The sequence below is a fragment of the Natronomonas aquatica genome, from assembly GCF_024449025.1.
Lineage (GTDB): Archaea > Halobacteriota > Halobacteria > Halobacteriales > Haloarculaceae > Natronomonas > Natronomonas aquatica.
The window spans coordinates 1-14,161 of record NZ_JAHLKM010000047.1; the positions used below are offsets into that span (position 1 = coordinate 1).

Annotated in this window: 8 protein-coding genes; all 8 read right to left on the reverse strand. The window is 54.3% G+C overall.

Annotation, left to right across the window (positions count from 1 at the left end):
• Positions 1–415: 415 nt before the first annotated feature.
• The gene (locus KM295_RS16000) at positions 416–1,672 is read right to left on the reverse strand and encodes an RNA-guided endonuclease InsQ/TnpB family protein (RefSeq protein ID WP_256031216.1); all 1,257 of its coding nucleotides are present in this window, start codon (positions 1,670–1,672) and stop codon (positions 416–418) included.
• 429 nt (positions 1,673–2,101) lie between these two features.
• Positions 2,102–3,340 carry an AAA family ATPase gene (locus tag KM295_RS16950; protein ID WP_256031218.1) on the reverse strand — a complete coding sequence of 413 codons (1,239 nt, stop codon included), beginning with the start codon at positions 3,338–3,340 and terminating at the stop codon, positions 2,102–2,104.
• Positions 3,341–3,505: 165 nt separating this feature from the next.
• The gene (locus KM295_RS16010; protein ID WP_256031219.1) at positions 3,506–4,078 is read right to left on the reverse strand and encodes a hypothetical protein; all 573 of its coding nucleotides are present in this window, start codon (positions 4,076–4,078) and stop codon (positions 3,506–3,508) included.
• Between the two features lie 181 nt (positions 4,079–4,259).
• Positions 4,260–7,985 (reverse strand): UvrD-helicase domain-containing protein, encoded by a 3,726-nt coding sequence (locus tag KM295_RS16015; protein ID WP_256031221.1) that lies wholly within the window; start codon positions 7,983–7,985, stop codon positions 4,260–4,262.
• Between the two features lie 2 nt (positions 7,986–7,987).
• The gene (locus KM295_RS16020) at positions 7,988–11,338 is read right to left on the reverse strand and encodes a PD-(D/E)XK nuclease family protein (RefSeq protein ID WP_256031223.1); all 3,351 of its coding nucleotides are present in this window, start codon (positions 11,336–11,338) and stop codon (positions 7,988–7,990) included.
• 178 nt (positions 11,339–11,516) lie between these two features.
• A complete protein-coding gene (locus tag KM295_RS16025; RefSeq protein ID WP_256031226.1) occupies positions 11,517–12,725 on the reverse strand; it encodes an McrC family protein in 1,209 nt (402 codons plus the stop codon).
• Positions 12,726–12,731: 6 nt separating this feature from the next.
• A complete protein-coding gene (locus KM295_RS16030; protein ID WP_256031228.1) occupies positions 12,732–13,685 on the reverse strand; it encodes an McrB family protein in 954 nt (317 codons plus the stop codon).
• Complete coding sequence (locus KM295_RS16035; RefSeq protein WP_256031230.1) at positions 13,682–13,981, reverse strand: hypothetical protein; 300 nt, start codon at positions 13,979–13,981, stop codon at positions 13,682–13,684. The genes KM295_RS16030 and KM295_RS16035 overlap by 4 nt, the downstream gene beginning before the upstream one ends.
• Between the last annotated feature and the right edge of the window lie 180 nt (positions 13,982–14,161).

Below are 14,161 nucleotides of genomic sequence, written 5' to 3' on the forward strand. Positions count from 1 at the left end.
TTGTTGCCATCACCAACTACGAGCGAGGAAACGAACCGGGCTGCGAGAAGCTATGAGATGGATTCTATGACACGCTCCAGGAACGCTGAGCGCCTACCGGACTGGGTGTTCCTGGCGCGCATATACTGCCTCATCTGGCTTACGTAACACAGACAGCTATCGTACCTGTGTCGCCTGCTGTTCCTCGTGAACCTAAGGAACCTAAGGTTCGCGCAGTCCCCGAAACTTACTGAGTACGGACAGCCCCAACGTCCACCATCGTATGCCCGGTTCGGTCCTGCATTTGTTCGATAGCCTGTTCTTGCTCCGAAAGAACACGGTCAATTGTCTCTACTGCTGTTGGCTTTTCGCCTGTCCCGAGATCCTTGACATCCTCACCCGCCTGAAGGCGGGGTGAATCCCGAGCGTTGGGATATTAGGGTTTGCAGTCTGCCTGTTCTTGTGGGTGGAACGCACCCGTGGTTGTATCGAACAGGTAGACTCCGGGCTGTGCCAAGCAGCCGTTACTCATATCCCCCGTCGGGGGACTCTGAGTTATCTTTCGGCGGATATTCACCGCACCATTCACGTCTGCGTTCATCGTGGTTTCACACGAATCACAGACGTACAGGCCTCGCTCAACGCGGTTGGCATCTCGAATCTGCCCACAACACGAGCAGGTTTTCGAGGTGTTTTCCTCGTCCACACGATCAACCAATACTCCGTGTGCTTCGGCTTTGTATTCGAGCAGGCGGGTGAACCGGTCGAACTCCCACCCGTGAAGCTTCTTGTTACCGCGCTGGCCCCAGTCTCGTGACTCTCCGCCGTCGTCCTCTCGAATATCGCTCAGGTCGCCCACGGCTATCGTCCCGATACCTTCCTCGACACACCGCTGGACGATGTGTTTCGAGAGGGTATGCAGGAAATGGTCTTTCCGGCGAGAGAGTTTCCGACGGGCACGACGCGCCCGCTTTGATGGGCCGTTCTCGCCTTCTGTCTGGTATTCTTCACGGGTGAAATAGTGCTTGTCCTCTTTGAGGCAGTTGCCAGGATACAACTCGCTTGGGCCGTCCTCGTAGTCGATAGTGAGGTAGTTGCTGATACCGAGGTCGATTCCGGCAGTGTTGTCGCCGGGCGCATCTTTGACGGGAATCGCTGTCTCACAGACGAGATGCAATTCCCATCGGTCGCCGTTCCAGACCGCTCGGACCTGCTGGATGTTCTCAACGGTCACGTCCGGTCGCGTCTCGTATTCCACGAGGATGAAGTCTGATCGGAAATCTTTGAGGTTCCAGCCTTTCGAGAGGCGAACCTGCCCGTGCTTGTCGTCGTGTTTAATGCCTTTCTGTTTCCACGTCACAGTAGAGCGTGGGTGGTCGTCGCCACGTTTCCGGTAGCCCGGCGGGTTGTTGCCGTCGTCGGAGTTGTACCATCCATTGAACGCCTCAGCAAGCTCCTCAAGAACTCGCTGACTTGACTGAGAATGCAGGTCACTGTAGCGTTCGTGGTCTTTCAACTCCGATTTCAATTCTTTCTCGTCAGGAATCTCACCGTCATCGTCCCACCGACCTTGGATGTAGTAGCGTCCGGCGTTCCACAGTTTCGATGCTGCAAACCCGCACGCATCAAGGGTGTCACGAACCTGTTGGTGGTTCGTGATTTTGGCGACGTAGGTGCGGGTCGTCTCCAGCATCGCCCTGCTTCATAACAAGTTATGGATAGAGTAGTATTAATAGTGTCGTTTGTCGGTGAATATCCTGCCGGGCAGTCACTCGGTGGTCTGTTGCTCACCTTGTCGGCTTCATCCCCCGCCTGTTCAGTCCTCGGTTCCGACAACAGGTGTTGGAACGCTCGTCCCTCACGGGAAGGCGGGGGGTATTCGCCTTGAATCTCTATAACGGTCACTCGAAGCGACAGTCTTCTGGGTTACTCCACTCCGAGGAGAAAGAGATATAGTTGTCATTCGGAGCCAGAATACGGCACTCGATCCGATCACTACAAGCTACAGACACGGGGAAATGGTGGAGCGGGCCGAAAGATGACGCATAGACTCAGAGTCGGGAGAGTATGCTGACAGCATGACTGTACCACACTTCTGTGGTGAAATCCATAATAGGGTAAGTCAGTCACTTAACGCCTGCTGCACATCTTCTCCGGTGATCTTGGCTTCACCGTTGCGGAACAGGCTGTTTCGGGCCGCCTCTTCAACGAGACTGGTCAAGTCTGCGGCAGTCATCCCGTCTGTTCTTTCAGCGACCGCCCGAATCTGTTCCCGTGTCAGACAGCAGGGCCGGTCAGACAACTGTGCTTCCAGGATTGAAGCGCGGGCGTCACAATCCGGCATCCCGATATGGATCTTCTTGTCGATCCTGCCGGATCGGATCCCTGCCTCGTCCAGAGACTCCAACCGGTTCGTGGCACCGATGAACACGATATTGTGTTTCCCCGTGTTTTCTAACCGGTTCAAGAATTCGTTCACAACCTTCGTGTCCTCTTCGTGTGCCCTGCCAGCACCGCGGTTCTTCAGAACTGAATCTAACTCGTCAAAGAACACCACGGCCCCCTCAGCTTCTGCAGCAACGGCTTCTGCTTCCTCGAAGAGCGCCTTCACCTTCTGTGAGGACTCGTTAATCCACTTGCTCTGTACGTCGGCCCCACTCAACTTCACGAGTGGGAGTCCGAGTTCCGTGGCCAGGGCCTTCGCCAGGAATGTCTTCCCCGTCCCGGGCGGCCCGTGGAAGATAATATTCGACGGACTAATCCCGAGTGCTTCCGCTTTTTCGCGCTGTGTTGTGAGCGGGATAATCACGTCTCGCTTCAATTCTGTTTTCACTTCTTCCATCCCACCCACATCCTCGAATTCTACTCCAGTGTCAGTGGTCCAATCGAAATCCAGTTCTGTCAAATCAGTACGTTCATTCTGAGTGGATCGGTTGTCTGATCGGAAGTCTTCACGTATCTTGTGCGGATCCCCCGCTGTTGTCGGACTCTTTGGAGATGGTTGACGATCGGCCTGCTCTTCAGTTGCCCACTGCATAGTTTTGTGTTGCACATACTCAGGATCCAACTGCTCTTCGTGTGTTGCTGGCGAAGGCATCTGCTGCAGCTTCGCCATTCGGTACGACACATACGCGATAGGGCCTGCAATAAGCACTACTGCGGTAAGTGCGTTCGGGGTCGGATCGGCTCCACTATTCAGAATCCAGTTGGTGGTGATGCGTAGGGTGCTGAGACTCGTTCCGACGAGCCCAGCACCACCAACCAGTGTGTGCGTACTTTGACCAAACAGTCCCGGCGATGCAATTTCTTCGAGGATCCCCCACATTACCAGTAAAAGAATAATCGCTACTGCAAGGATCACTAATACCGCTCCAGCGACCGATATTGGCCATAGGACTCCGCCAAACCACGGAGTAACCAGTTGCGTCTGTACTACAGGATGGCCCGCGAGTACAGTCACAGCCACGAGTAGGGCTTCTGTAGTACAGGCTAACACTCCAGATACTGTAGATTTCATCGACTCGTATCAGCAGTCAGCTGGTGAAATGAGCGGCAAGAAGTCCATCTCGTCCGCCCGAACAACACGATTCAGAGTGTCTTCCGGGTAGGGTTCCGGCATCTGATCTTTGACCTTCTCCTTTGATGCGCAGCCGATAATCCGGATCCTGGCCCTTGAGGCAGTACAGTCGAATACGTGTGTTCGGATGTATAGCTCCGATTTCAGTGGTTTATTAGCGCGTACTAGTAGGTCTGGTCGACTCATTTGCCGGGTCGCTGTTGATTTGACATCAATCGAAGTCCCGTGCAGCGAAAGGTCGATGCCATCATCGCCCTGCTTGTATGCGTTCTCATCTACGTTGAGACCGTAGAGGCGCGCGACTGCAAGTTCGCCTAAGAGACCGGTTTGATGACTGGAAAGGGCAGTCTGATCACCAAACACGACACCCTCATCAATTGCTGAGTCGTTACGCTTCTCAGCAAGGTCAAGTGCCCGTCGAATATCCTCGCGGGAGAGCTTGACTGTTGGTAGGGCTTTGAGCGGTACTTCTGCGGGCGTCAGTCCGAGTGATTTTTCTCGGTCGAGGTGTTTCTGACTCATGCTGTCTCCTACAGGTGACAGCCCGGTCGCGTGCGTCACCACGCGGCCTTTCTGCGAGGCGGAACCGGGCTGATTTCTGCACCTAATTGTATGATACCCAGTAAAAAGTAAACTTGTATTTCTATCCAGAAATCCGCATTAGAACGCCATAAGCCGGGAGTTCCAGGGGAAACAGAGGGGTTCAGGAAATACGAGTCAGTAAATCTGATTCCAGATTCTCCGTCATAGACTCGATTTCCATCGTGCTCCACTCGATCTCCCAAGCCTCGTCAATCTCGGTGAATACGAGTGACACGCGGACTGGCCGATCGGTCTGCTGTTGGTTCAGAGCGACAGCGTAGGCCTTCATTTGGTTCTGGTAGTACTCCGCATCCTCTTCGATCGCCTCTGGCGTAACGGCTCCCGTCTTGTAGTCGATGATGTGGTACGCCTCGTCGCTCACAATGAGATGATCGATGTAGCCGGCGATTTCGCCGCGATCGAATTCCGCGGTAACGTATAGCTCGTCATACTGCTGGTCAACTTCAACTTTCGCAGTCTGTTCGTCCACGAACTCGATTCCTCGTTGCGCGTGTTCACTCACGCGGCGCTGTAACTCATCCGTGAGTTCGACAGTGGCGTCCTCATCAACCAGTGTCTGCTCCATAAGATTCAACCAACGTGACTCCGGGGGGCGTAGCTCACAAATCCGGTGCACCATCTCTCCGAACACTCTCGGATCGATTCCTGCCTCGCCTGTCGTTGACTCCTGCTCGTGATCGGGGTCGCTCTCACTGCCCTGCCCTGCCAAATCATCCTCTCCGTGACGATCGTCTGGGCTATCTTCCGCCTTCTCGACGAAGGCCGTTCGAGTCTCCTCATCAACTTCCAACTCCCCATATCCGCCGAGTAGTGCAGCCAGATCAGTCGCTGACAAGCGGAATGTGATGTCACGTTCCGGTGGATCCGGTGATAGCTCTATTGTTGGATCCACGTCCCTCGAATCCGGTTCAAGCTCGACTCGGGGAGTCGGCAACGAAACCCGGTACGAACCCTTACCGTATGACCGGGTGCTGGTGATTTCCGAATCTAATTTGCTGCATACTTCGTCGGGGAGAAGAGCCGGCTGTACCCAATCTCGCCAACTCGATGCCGACTCCGGATCAGCGTCAGCGATCGCAGCAAGAGACAGTTCTTCAGCGTCATCGGCGAGTTCGTGATGCCCGCACAGTAGTAGGTGATCACGAGCCCGGGTGCAAGCCACATAGAGCACTCTCTTTTCCTCGGCTCGCTCTTCTTGGCGACGGCGTTCTCGAACTGTTTCACGGGCGATTGTATCTTTCATTTCGAACGGATCGTCCGGGCTCGGGGCTTTCATCCCGACCGCGTGTTCGTCGCCCACACGTTCGAATTCGACTTTCCCGCCACCGAGCGAAGCATCGTCTTTAAATCCACGGCTGAGTTCGGGGACAACCACGAACGGGAACTCCATTCCCTTCGAGTCGTGAATCGTCAGAATCTGTACTCCCTCACCGGTCGTTTCTGCCTCACTCTCGCGTCCACCGAGTTCTACCCGTCGTTCGATCCGGTCTACGAGCGTGGTGAGGCTGCGAACACCATCGTCGCTCCATCCGCGCAGTTGCTCCCGGAACTTCTCGACGTTCGCCATCGCTTGCTGAGATCGATCGCCGGCACTCACATTCACCAGATACCCCGTGTCTTCGAGGATTTCAGTGAGGAACGCAGCCCACGATCCGTCGAAGCCGACGGTTCCATCATCACCGAGGCCAGCACGACGACGCCACTTACAGAGCAATTCGTGGGCTGCAGTCAACTCCTCTGCATCTGTCGTCGCAAGGGCGTCCCATAGTGTCTCGTCGTGGATCTTGAGCTGTGCGAGGGTATCATCGGTGAACCCGAATAGTGGAGATCGAAGTACTGCGTAGAGAGCGCGCTCATCCTGCGGATCCGCAAGTGCCCGGAACAGATTCAGCAACGCGGTGATTTCGGTCGTCTCGTAGAATCCGATTCCGGACGCAACAGAATACGGGACGTTTGCTTCGTCTAGTGCTCGCTCGTAGGCCTTGAGGTGGGTTCGACTTCGGATGAGGATTGCAATATCATTCGGTTCAATATCACGCGGTTCAGGTGTCTCGTCGTCAAACTCGGAGTCCTCAGGATAGACCTGGTACGGTTCGGCAAGCACCTGCGAGAGGCGTGCTGCAAGGGCCATCGCTTCCAATTCGGCATCGCTTTCGGGCTCTGCATCAGCGAACTCCTCGTAGTGGTCGAACCGGGCTTCCCGAAGCTCTGAATCAGTAGGTACGAAGAGATACTCAGCACTCCCGATGTCGGCTGGATCCTCTCGTGCTGCCGTCAATCGCTGTGGGGGTGCCTCGTATGGCTCTCCATCTTCGTCAAAGACAGTTGCGAACAACTCGTTGATTGACTCCAGGACGGTCGGGAGTGTCCGGAAATTCGTCGAAAGCTGGTCATCCGCCCGGTCAGTACTGGGGCCGGTCTCTTCGAGTGTCTCTGCGATTTCCTTGAATTGCGTTACGTCGGCGTTCCGGAACCGGTAGATGCTCTGCTTCACGTCACCGACTACGAAGACATTTCGTGCGTCGAATGTATTCTTCTCAGTGGCTGCTAGGAGTTTGATGAGGTCCCACTGGCGAGGATCAGTATCCTGAAACTCGTCGAGCATCACGTAGTCGAACTGCTCGCGGAGTTCCGTCCGGATGTGCTCGTTCGCCTCGTCGTTCAGGAACTCGACCGCGTACGTGATGAGATCCGAGAAATCAGCGGCGTTCTGGCTGCGCTTTCGAGCCTCGTATTCCTCAACCGTGAGTAACGTCACCTCTGCGAGGGCACTGACAAGTGGGAAGCTCTTCGCCTCTAGTTCGGGATCGATGCTGACCGCGTACTCTTCCGGCTGGAGCGTTTCGACCAGTTGCTCGATGGCTGTGTCGAACTCGTCTTTCCAGGGATTGTCCCCCCAATGCGTCTTCGCTCCGGTATAGTCCGCGTAGCGCTCACCGCTTCCCTTCGTGAGATGGATGCTAAGTTTCGAAATCGTCGTCTGCTTCCTTCGATTGGGGACACCATCATCGAAGTCGTCGCCAAGGAGCTCGACCACTGACACGGCTCGCTTCCAGGCCGTTCCTTCTGTCGAGATGTCCGGTGGATTCTCCACGAGCTCTCGAAGCGTTGTGAGGGCCTCTGTGAACTCCGGCTGGGCCAATCGTTCGGCTGCCTCATCCGGGTCAATTGGATGGAGTTCGGATTCGATGAACCTGAGATACTCGTCCTCGCTCGCGTCGACCCACCGCTCGGCCCAGTCGATACTTTCCGGCCGCTCGTTTACGAGGTCGGTCAGCACGTCCTGCAGCTGACTCCGGGAAAAGCGACGGGCTAGTGTCCGTATTGCGTCGTGGTTTTCGTGTTCTTCGAGGACCGTGCCAACGGTATCGTGGATGAGGGCCGTCGTCTCGTTTTCGTCCAAGGTATCGAAGCCAGGGTCAAGGCCGTCAACGCTTAACGCGTGCTCTCGCAGGAGTCGAGCACAGAAGCCGTGGAGCGTGTGAATGTATCCGTGTTCGAGTTCATCAGCGACCGTCCGCCAGGCTTCGAATTCGTCAGCTTCCAGTGACGAAATTCGATCCGTGATCTCGCCTCGGACGCTCTCTTCGAGTTCGTTCGCTGCCCGTTCAGTGAACGTCGTCGTGAGAATATTCTCGGGCAGAAGAACATCACTTCCTTGTCCCCCGTCAGGTGCCATTTCCAGGGACTTCTCAATCATCCGCAGGTACCGGGCCGTCAGTGTCGTCGTTTTCCCGGTACCTGCTCCTGCGGTGAGTGTCACGTTTCGGTCGAGCGCATCGACAGCTCGCTGCTGTTCGTCGGTCAGATCCTCATACGAAACCATCGTTACTCCACCCCCACGACATCCTCTGCATCAACATCACGAGCCATCGGGGGAACATAGGCTGATATTCCATCGTCATCGATGTGCTGGATTGTCTCCCGCCGCTGATGAGACCGTACATCGCAAACGTGGGCATAGTCACAGTACCGACACCCGGCATCTGACGGATCGAGTACCGTCGGTTGGAAGCGGCCCTCTTCGATTCCGGCTGCAAGTTCACCAATCCTTATCGCCGTGGTCTCTTCGATGAATTCACGGAAGGCTTGGTGTGTCTCGAAGTGTGGATACGAATGGCGTAGCAACGGCGTCTCTACATCGTCGCTTCCCTGCCAAGTAGCCATCTCTTGCGACGTGATCTGGCCGCTTCGAGAATTCACGGACGTTGGGGGAGAGACCTGATAGTAGGCTGCCCCGACGGTCTCAATCCCATCAAGGGCGTCTTCGGCCATCAAGGCATAGAGTGGCAGTTGGAAGTTCAGACCGAGTAGCGCCTCGCTTTCACCGGGGATCGACGTTCCAGTCTTGTAATCGCGGACAACTGCCTGTAGAGGGTTCGTCCCGGGAACGGTATCGACACGATCGATCAGTCCGTGGACCGGGACTGATCCATATGGTGTATCGATAATCGCCGGGTCGTCTGAAATCGGCGTCCCAGCGTCATACGGCTGGCCGATCCGTGCCTCGAACCACGTCGGGCGTGCAGTCGTTTTCGCAGGCTCCTCAAACTCGTGTTCGAGGAATCGATAGAACAGCCCTCGGGCGACTGGTTTCCCTTCGTCCGTTTCTTCCTCGGGTCCGTAGTACGCGTTCTCCGCTGGCGTTCCAAGCCCAGCGAGTACTGACGTGAGCCACTGGTCGTGAAATGCGGTTTCTGGGTAATCGCCGAACGCGTTATCGAGTCGAGTGAGAGTAGTCTCAAGGAGTTGGTCTTGGCGCTCATCGAAATCGCCACTAGGATTGACGGGCTCTCCCGACTTCGACTGCAGGGAGAGATAGTAGTGTTCGAGCGTGTCGTGGATATAGGAGCCACGAACGCCAGGATCTGGCTCTCGCGTTAGCGGATCCGGAGCTTTGATCCCGAGCACTCGTCGCATATAGTACTTGAATCCACACGCAGCGTAGGTTTCGAGCCGACTCGGGCTGTAGGGTTTGCGCTCGGTCGCTGCGTGTACCTGGGCGACCGTTTCTGGAGAGAGTTTGCCGTCGTACGGCGATAGTGTCGCGTCTGCTCGTGCTGCGGAACACTCCACGCCATTCCTGATCCGGGTATGTTGGCCGGGGGCGAACGTCCCTGCGTCGGCTGCCTCGTCGATGAGCGCCTCTCGTCGGGAGTCTGATGCCGATTCCCAGACTTTGCCGATAGTCCGTTGCACATCTTCCTGACTTCCCGGTACAGCATCGTCTCCGTCGATTGTTACCTCGTCGAGATCGATGAGCCGACGGAGTTCAGTCGACACGTCAGCCTCAACGTACGGGTCACCGTTCTGGTTTCGCTGTGGAGCGGATAACTGAAGTGATGCCTCACTTGCTGCGATTGCACCGAACTGGTAGCGAGCTTCCTTCCCGGCATCCTTCTGCTCGAAGTCGGGATGGGCCTCATAAATCGGCTGGGCGAATGATAGTCGTTCTATATCCGAGGGGAAATGCGAAGCAGTCATACCGAGCATATAGACCTGATCAAACTCGTGTAGGAACGCTTCGCCCAACCCGCAGACGGTGACACTCTCATCGTCAGGACGGCCACTCTCTCGAATCGACACCCCCGCAAGAGCCCGTTCGAGACGATCGGTGGGATCTCCGATGTCGGGATCCGCTACGGGTGCCGAAAGCACCAGTGTCTCAAGCACGCGGTCGAGCCGATTCTGGGCGCTTGATTCTCGGGCCCGGAATTCGGACGATACGGCATCGCTCTCCAAGGTTGCCAACACTCCAAGTCGTTCGAGAAGTGCATCCACGTGACCGGAGAGCGATTCAAGCTCTACCGTTGACAGCGCCTCTGCGTCCTGGACGATCGACTCAATAGTCGCAGCGACAGTCTCGTCAACGTGTTCGAGAACTCTATCGAGCCCAGTCGTCTCAACACGAGAGGCAACGCGGGTGAGTTCCTGATGATCAATCGGTCCCCCTTGATCCGACACTGAGACAAGAGGATTCGTGAGCAGCGCGAGAACCGTATCTATCGATCGCGGCTTACTGGCAAGCGTACAGATCGATTCGACCACCTCTCCCAGTGCAGTCTCTGTAAGCGGGACTTCTGTCTGTATCGTGTACGGGAGCTCATATACATCGAATGACTCCCGAACCTGGTCGACATACTCGCTTGGGCTCGTCGGTACAACGCCGATAGTGCTCGGCTCAACGCCGGCATCGAGTTGGCTACGGATTTGCCTCGCTACGAGCCGTATTTCGTCCGAAACCGTTTCTGATTCAACGTAAGAGAGATTCAGCGCTGCCGGATCGATGTCATCAATCGAGGGTGCGTTCTCAGGATGCCGATAGAGATTAGCCGTAACACGTCGTCGGGCGTCTACTGATGGCGTTGAGTCCGGTTCATGGTGCTCTCGTGAGAACCCGAGTTCGAGATACGTTTTGAGCGCCCGAGCGGCACCTTGATCGATCCCGGAGACAGTATCCGAATCGGCCTGCGTCGGCAGTATTGCGACTGTGGGAAACGTATTGCTAATTCGTTCCAAGAAGTCGCGTTCAAGCGCATCGAACTGCGTGAATCCGCCGAGAACGACTGTATCCACAGCAGGTAGTAGTTCGTCAAGCGGTGTCTCCATCGTGATGACGTGATGCATCCGCTCTGTCCGGTACGTGTCAGGAAGCTCGTCAGCCAAGATCTCCTGCCGAACTGTCTCGATTCCTTCAGCCAGTTCTGCAGCGTGGTGAGCCCGGTCTGTTAGTCCCTCTTCGAGGAGTCGCTCACGCATCGCTTCTGAGGACAGTAGGCCAGCAAATTCGAGTTCAGTATAGAGATTCTCGGCCGCATCAACGAGTCCTGCACGAGGGAACCGGTCGCCAACATAAAACGGGTTTGCTGGGGAGTCTATCTCTTCAACTCCGAGTTCCACAAGCCTGAAAAGAAGAGGTCTATCGATGTGGGTTACCCTTCCCTTGTACTGATTTCGTTCATAACATTCCGAAACAATATCGTCGAAGGTACGGATACTGAGACACGCCGACTGTCCATGGTCTTTCCATTGTTTCCTCGTAACGTCGTTCGGATGTTCTTGTTGACCGATGTAGAGTATACTTTCCGGCTGATCACCAGCTATCTCAGCAACTGTTTTGAACGCTTTGTACTCCAAAAGTGGGAACGTAGCTCCGGTAAACACTCGTGGAGAAGACATACTCCGTTAGAGTAGTAAAGCCGATAAGAAACTTGGGTCGAATCCAGACCAGAGACCACAATCGGATTGACCACTCCAAATGAATGGTTTGTTTAGGAGACATCCAGCCAAGTATGTATCTACTGCAAGTTGATTATAAAATGAGCTTGCACGTCTCCCTAGGACATCACACTTACTTTCAGCTTGTGACTAATCCAGATTGAGAAACTACCGCCTGGTCAAGATCAGAAATGAATTCCTGCCCCTGTTTGTATAAGTTATTCCCAAGACCAAATGTAAGTGTATCTATATGTATTCCCCCAATCTCAGTATCAATCGGATTATCAAGCTGTTCAGGGTAAACCAAGAATGCATCAGTTACACCTTTCGCTTCCGCGTACGCCACTACCTGAGACAAGTCCTCAGTAGACGGCTGCGTCGGTGTCTTATACTTTGTATCACAAACAGCAACAGCATCAGACCCGCTGTAAACCACTAAATCAACGTCAAACTGCCGTCCCGAATCACCAATCTCAACCTGCTCTTGAGCGGTGACCGAATACCTCGCTGGAAGATGCTCAGTCAACCACTCTGCAACGAACGACTCGTACAACCGCGCCATATCCACTATGAACGGTATCATTCGGTCATCACCTGTGCTACGTGTCGGTGCCACCGTATCGAGGATTAAGTGACAAAGCGCGTGCATCGACTCGTAATCATGGTTGAGCCGGCGGTACTCCCGTCCAACACAGTCATCGACTCGAAACGACTTGAGAGAGACATCAGTCGTCATCGGTCGGTACGCACGCCGCACAGTTTGCAATGTAGACTCTGACGGGACATCGCTTGACAGTATCTTCTGCAGCGTCCACAGCAGGATCTGATTGTCTTCAATATCGACCGTGATTTCACGGTGCCGAACGTGTGGATTCGCTTTCCACGGTTCCCGAGCTGTTTTATTGAAATCAATTCGTCCTTTCACCGCACCTATTTGCTCCTCGCGTTCGACGTAGTTCTTGTACAACCCCTTCTGTTGCCGGGAGATGACGTTCTTAGCCAACGTATTCGCTATTTCATCAAAGTAATCAGTGAGAGAATCCGCATCGTACAACCCGTCAAGGAATTCGAACGATTCGAGGTTGTATGCGTACTCCAGCATCCCGAGAATCGTTCGGACAGTCGTTTTCGGTTCAAGTTCAAACGACCACTGGGAATTAATACGGATATGACCGCCATACCCTTGGTTTGTAAGTACCCATTTCCCCTGTGTTGCTCGTGTTGGGAACTCTACGTCAATCTTTGAACCGTACTCTTCCCACAATTCCTCGCCTATGCCGGACGGGAGTTCGTCGCTATCCAGTGTGACAGGCGTATACTCTTTGAGTGTGATTGGATCTTCGGGCACGGGTCATCACGGCCGTATACGGCTCTCAACAGCATCCCAAGCAAATTGTTCGGCTTTCTGCGGTGAGTCAAAGAAGTACTCGTCAAGGTACGGTTTCACTTCAAGTTTCCAAATATCCTCGATCGTGTCATCTAAGTCTTCATCGAGGAAGTATGTGATTCCGAGGTAGAAGTTCCGATCCCCGATCTCCTCATTGATTTCGTTGACAACTTCGATGAGGCCGTCTACATTATGCCCCGTATCCTCGTGGTAGTTCCGGAGAACCTGCATTTCAGGCCATAACGGTAGGAAGGCAAACCGTCGGCGTAGTGCAAAATCAACAAGAGCAATCGACCGGTCAGCAGTATTCATTGTTCCCAGAATATATACGTTATCCGGGATCGAGAACTCAGTGTCCTCACCGGTTTCAACGTCCTTCTGTGCAAACTTCATCGATTTATTTCGGTACTCCACCAGGTGCATCAACTCCCCAAAGACTGCAGATAGGTCGGTGCGGTTGATCTCGTCGAGAATGAGTACGCACGGACCATTCCGCTCCCGAGCTTCCGCACAGAAATCAAGGAACCGTCCTTGCACAACAGGGTATCGAAGCTCATCCTGATCGTTCGAAACGGGACGGATTCCTTGCACAAAGTCTTCATATGAATACGACGAGTGCAGCTGTAGGATCTCAACAATACCGTCACCGCCTTCGATAAGAATATCCGCAACGCGTTCAGCCATGTAGGTCTTACCGGTTCCCGGCGGCCCGTAGAAGATCGCTTGCTTCTTCCTGTTGATCGCTCGCACCCATTGGTCAATGTCGTCTTTCGGGAATCCGGTTCCCTCTGAGAGATCTGTGATGTCTTCGTCACTGACGCGTTCTGGAGCTAATCCAAGGTCTTCTTCAGACAGATTCCGAACTTTGTCTCGTGATCGGAACGAACTCCTCGGTTGTAGCATCCGGTTACGCCCGCTCATATTTGAGTAAAATCCTCGTTGACAATTTCGATGTCATCGGTCGTGTACAAGTGGTCGAACTCTGCTCTTTCGTCCGGGTCATCAGAGTCATATCCGAATTCATCGCGGAATACATTCACAAGATCTTCTCCGTCCGGCATGAAATCGTATTCAAGTGCAAAGTCGCGGTATAGGAACCCGGCAACCGCCGTTACTGGGACCTTATCGGCTCCCGTAAGGTGCTCACGGGCTTTCTCCCAGTGCTGATCCCGTAGTGAGGCTTTGTTTTGATTATTTGTGTTCTCTACCTCAACCACACGATCAAACGGCTGATCCGGCCGAATTGACTGGGCAGAGTATGTCCCTGCAACGTTTTCGTTGAACCATAAGTCCTCTGCCTGAGTGTGTCTTTGACTGAACGCCTATGTTTAATCGCATGAAGGAAGTGGTATCTCCTGTTTTGCGGCCTTCTTCATGTTGTATACTGCACACATCAG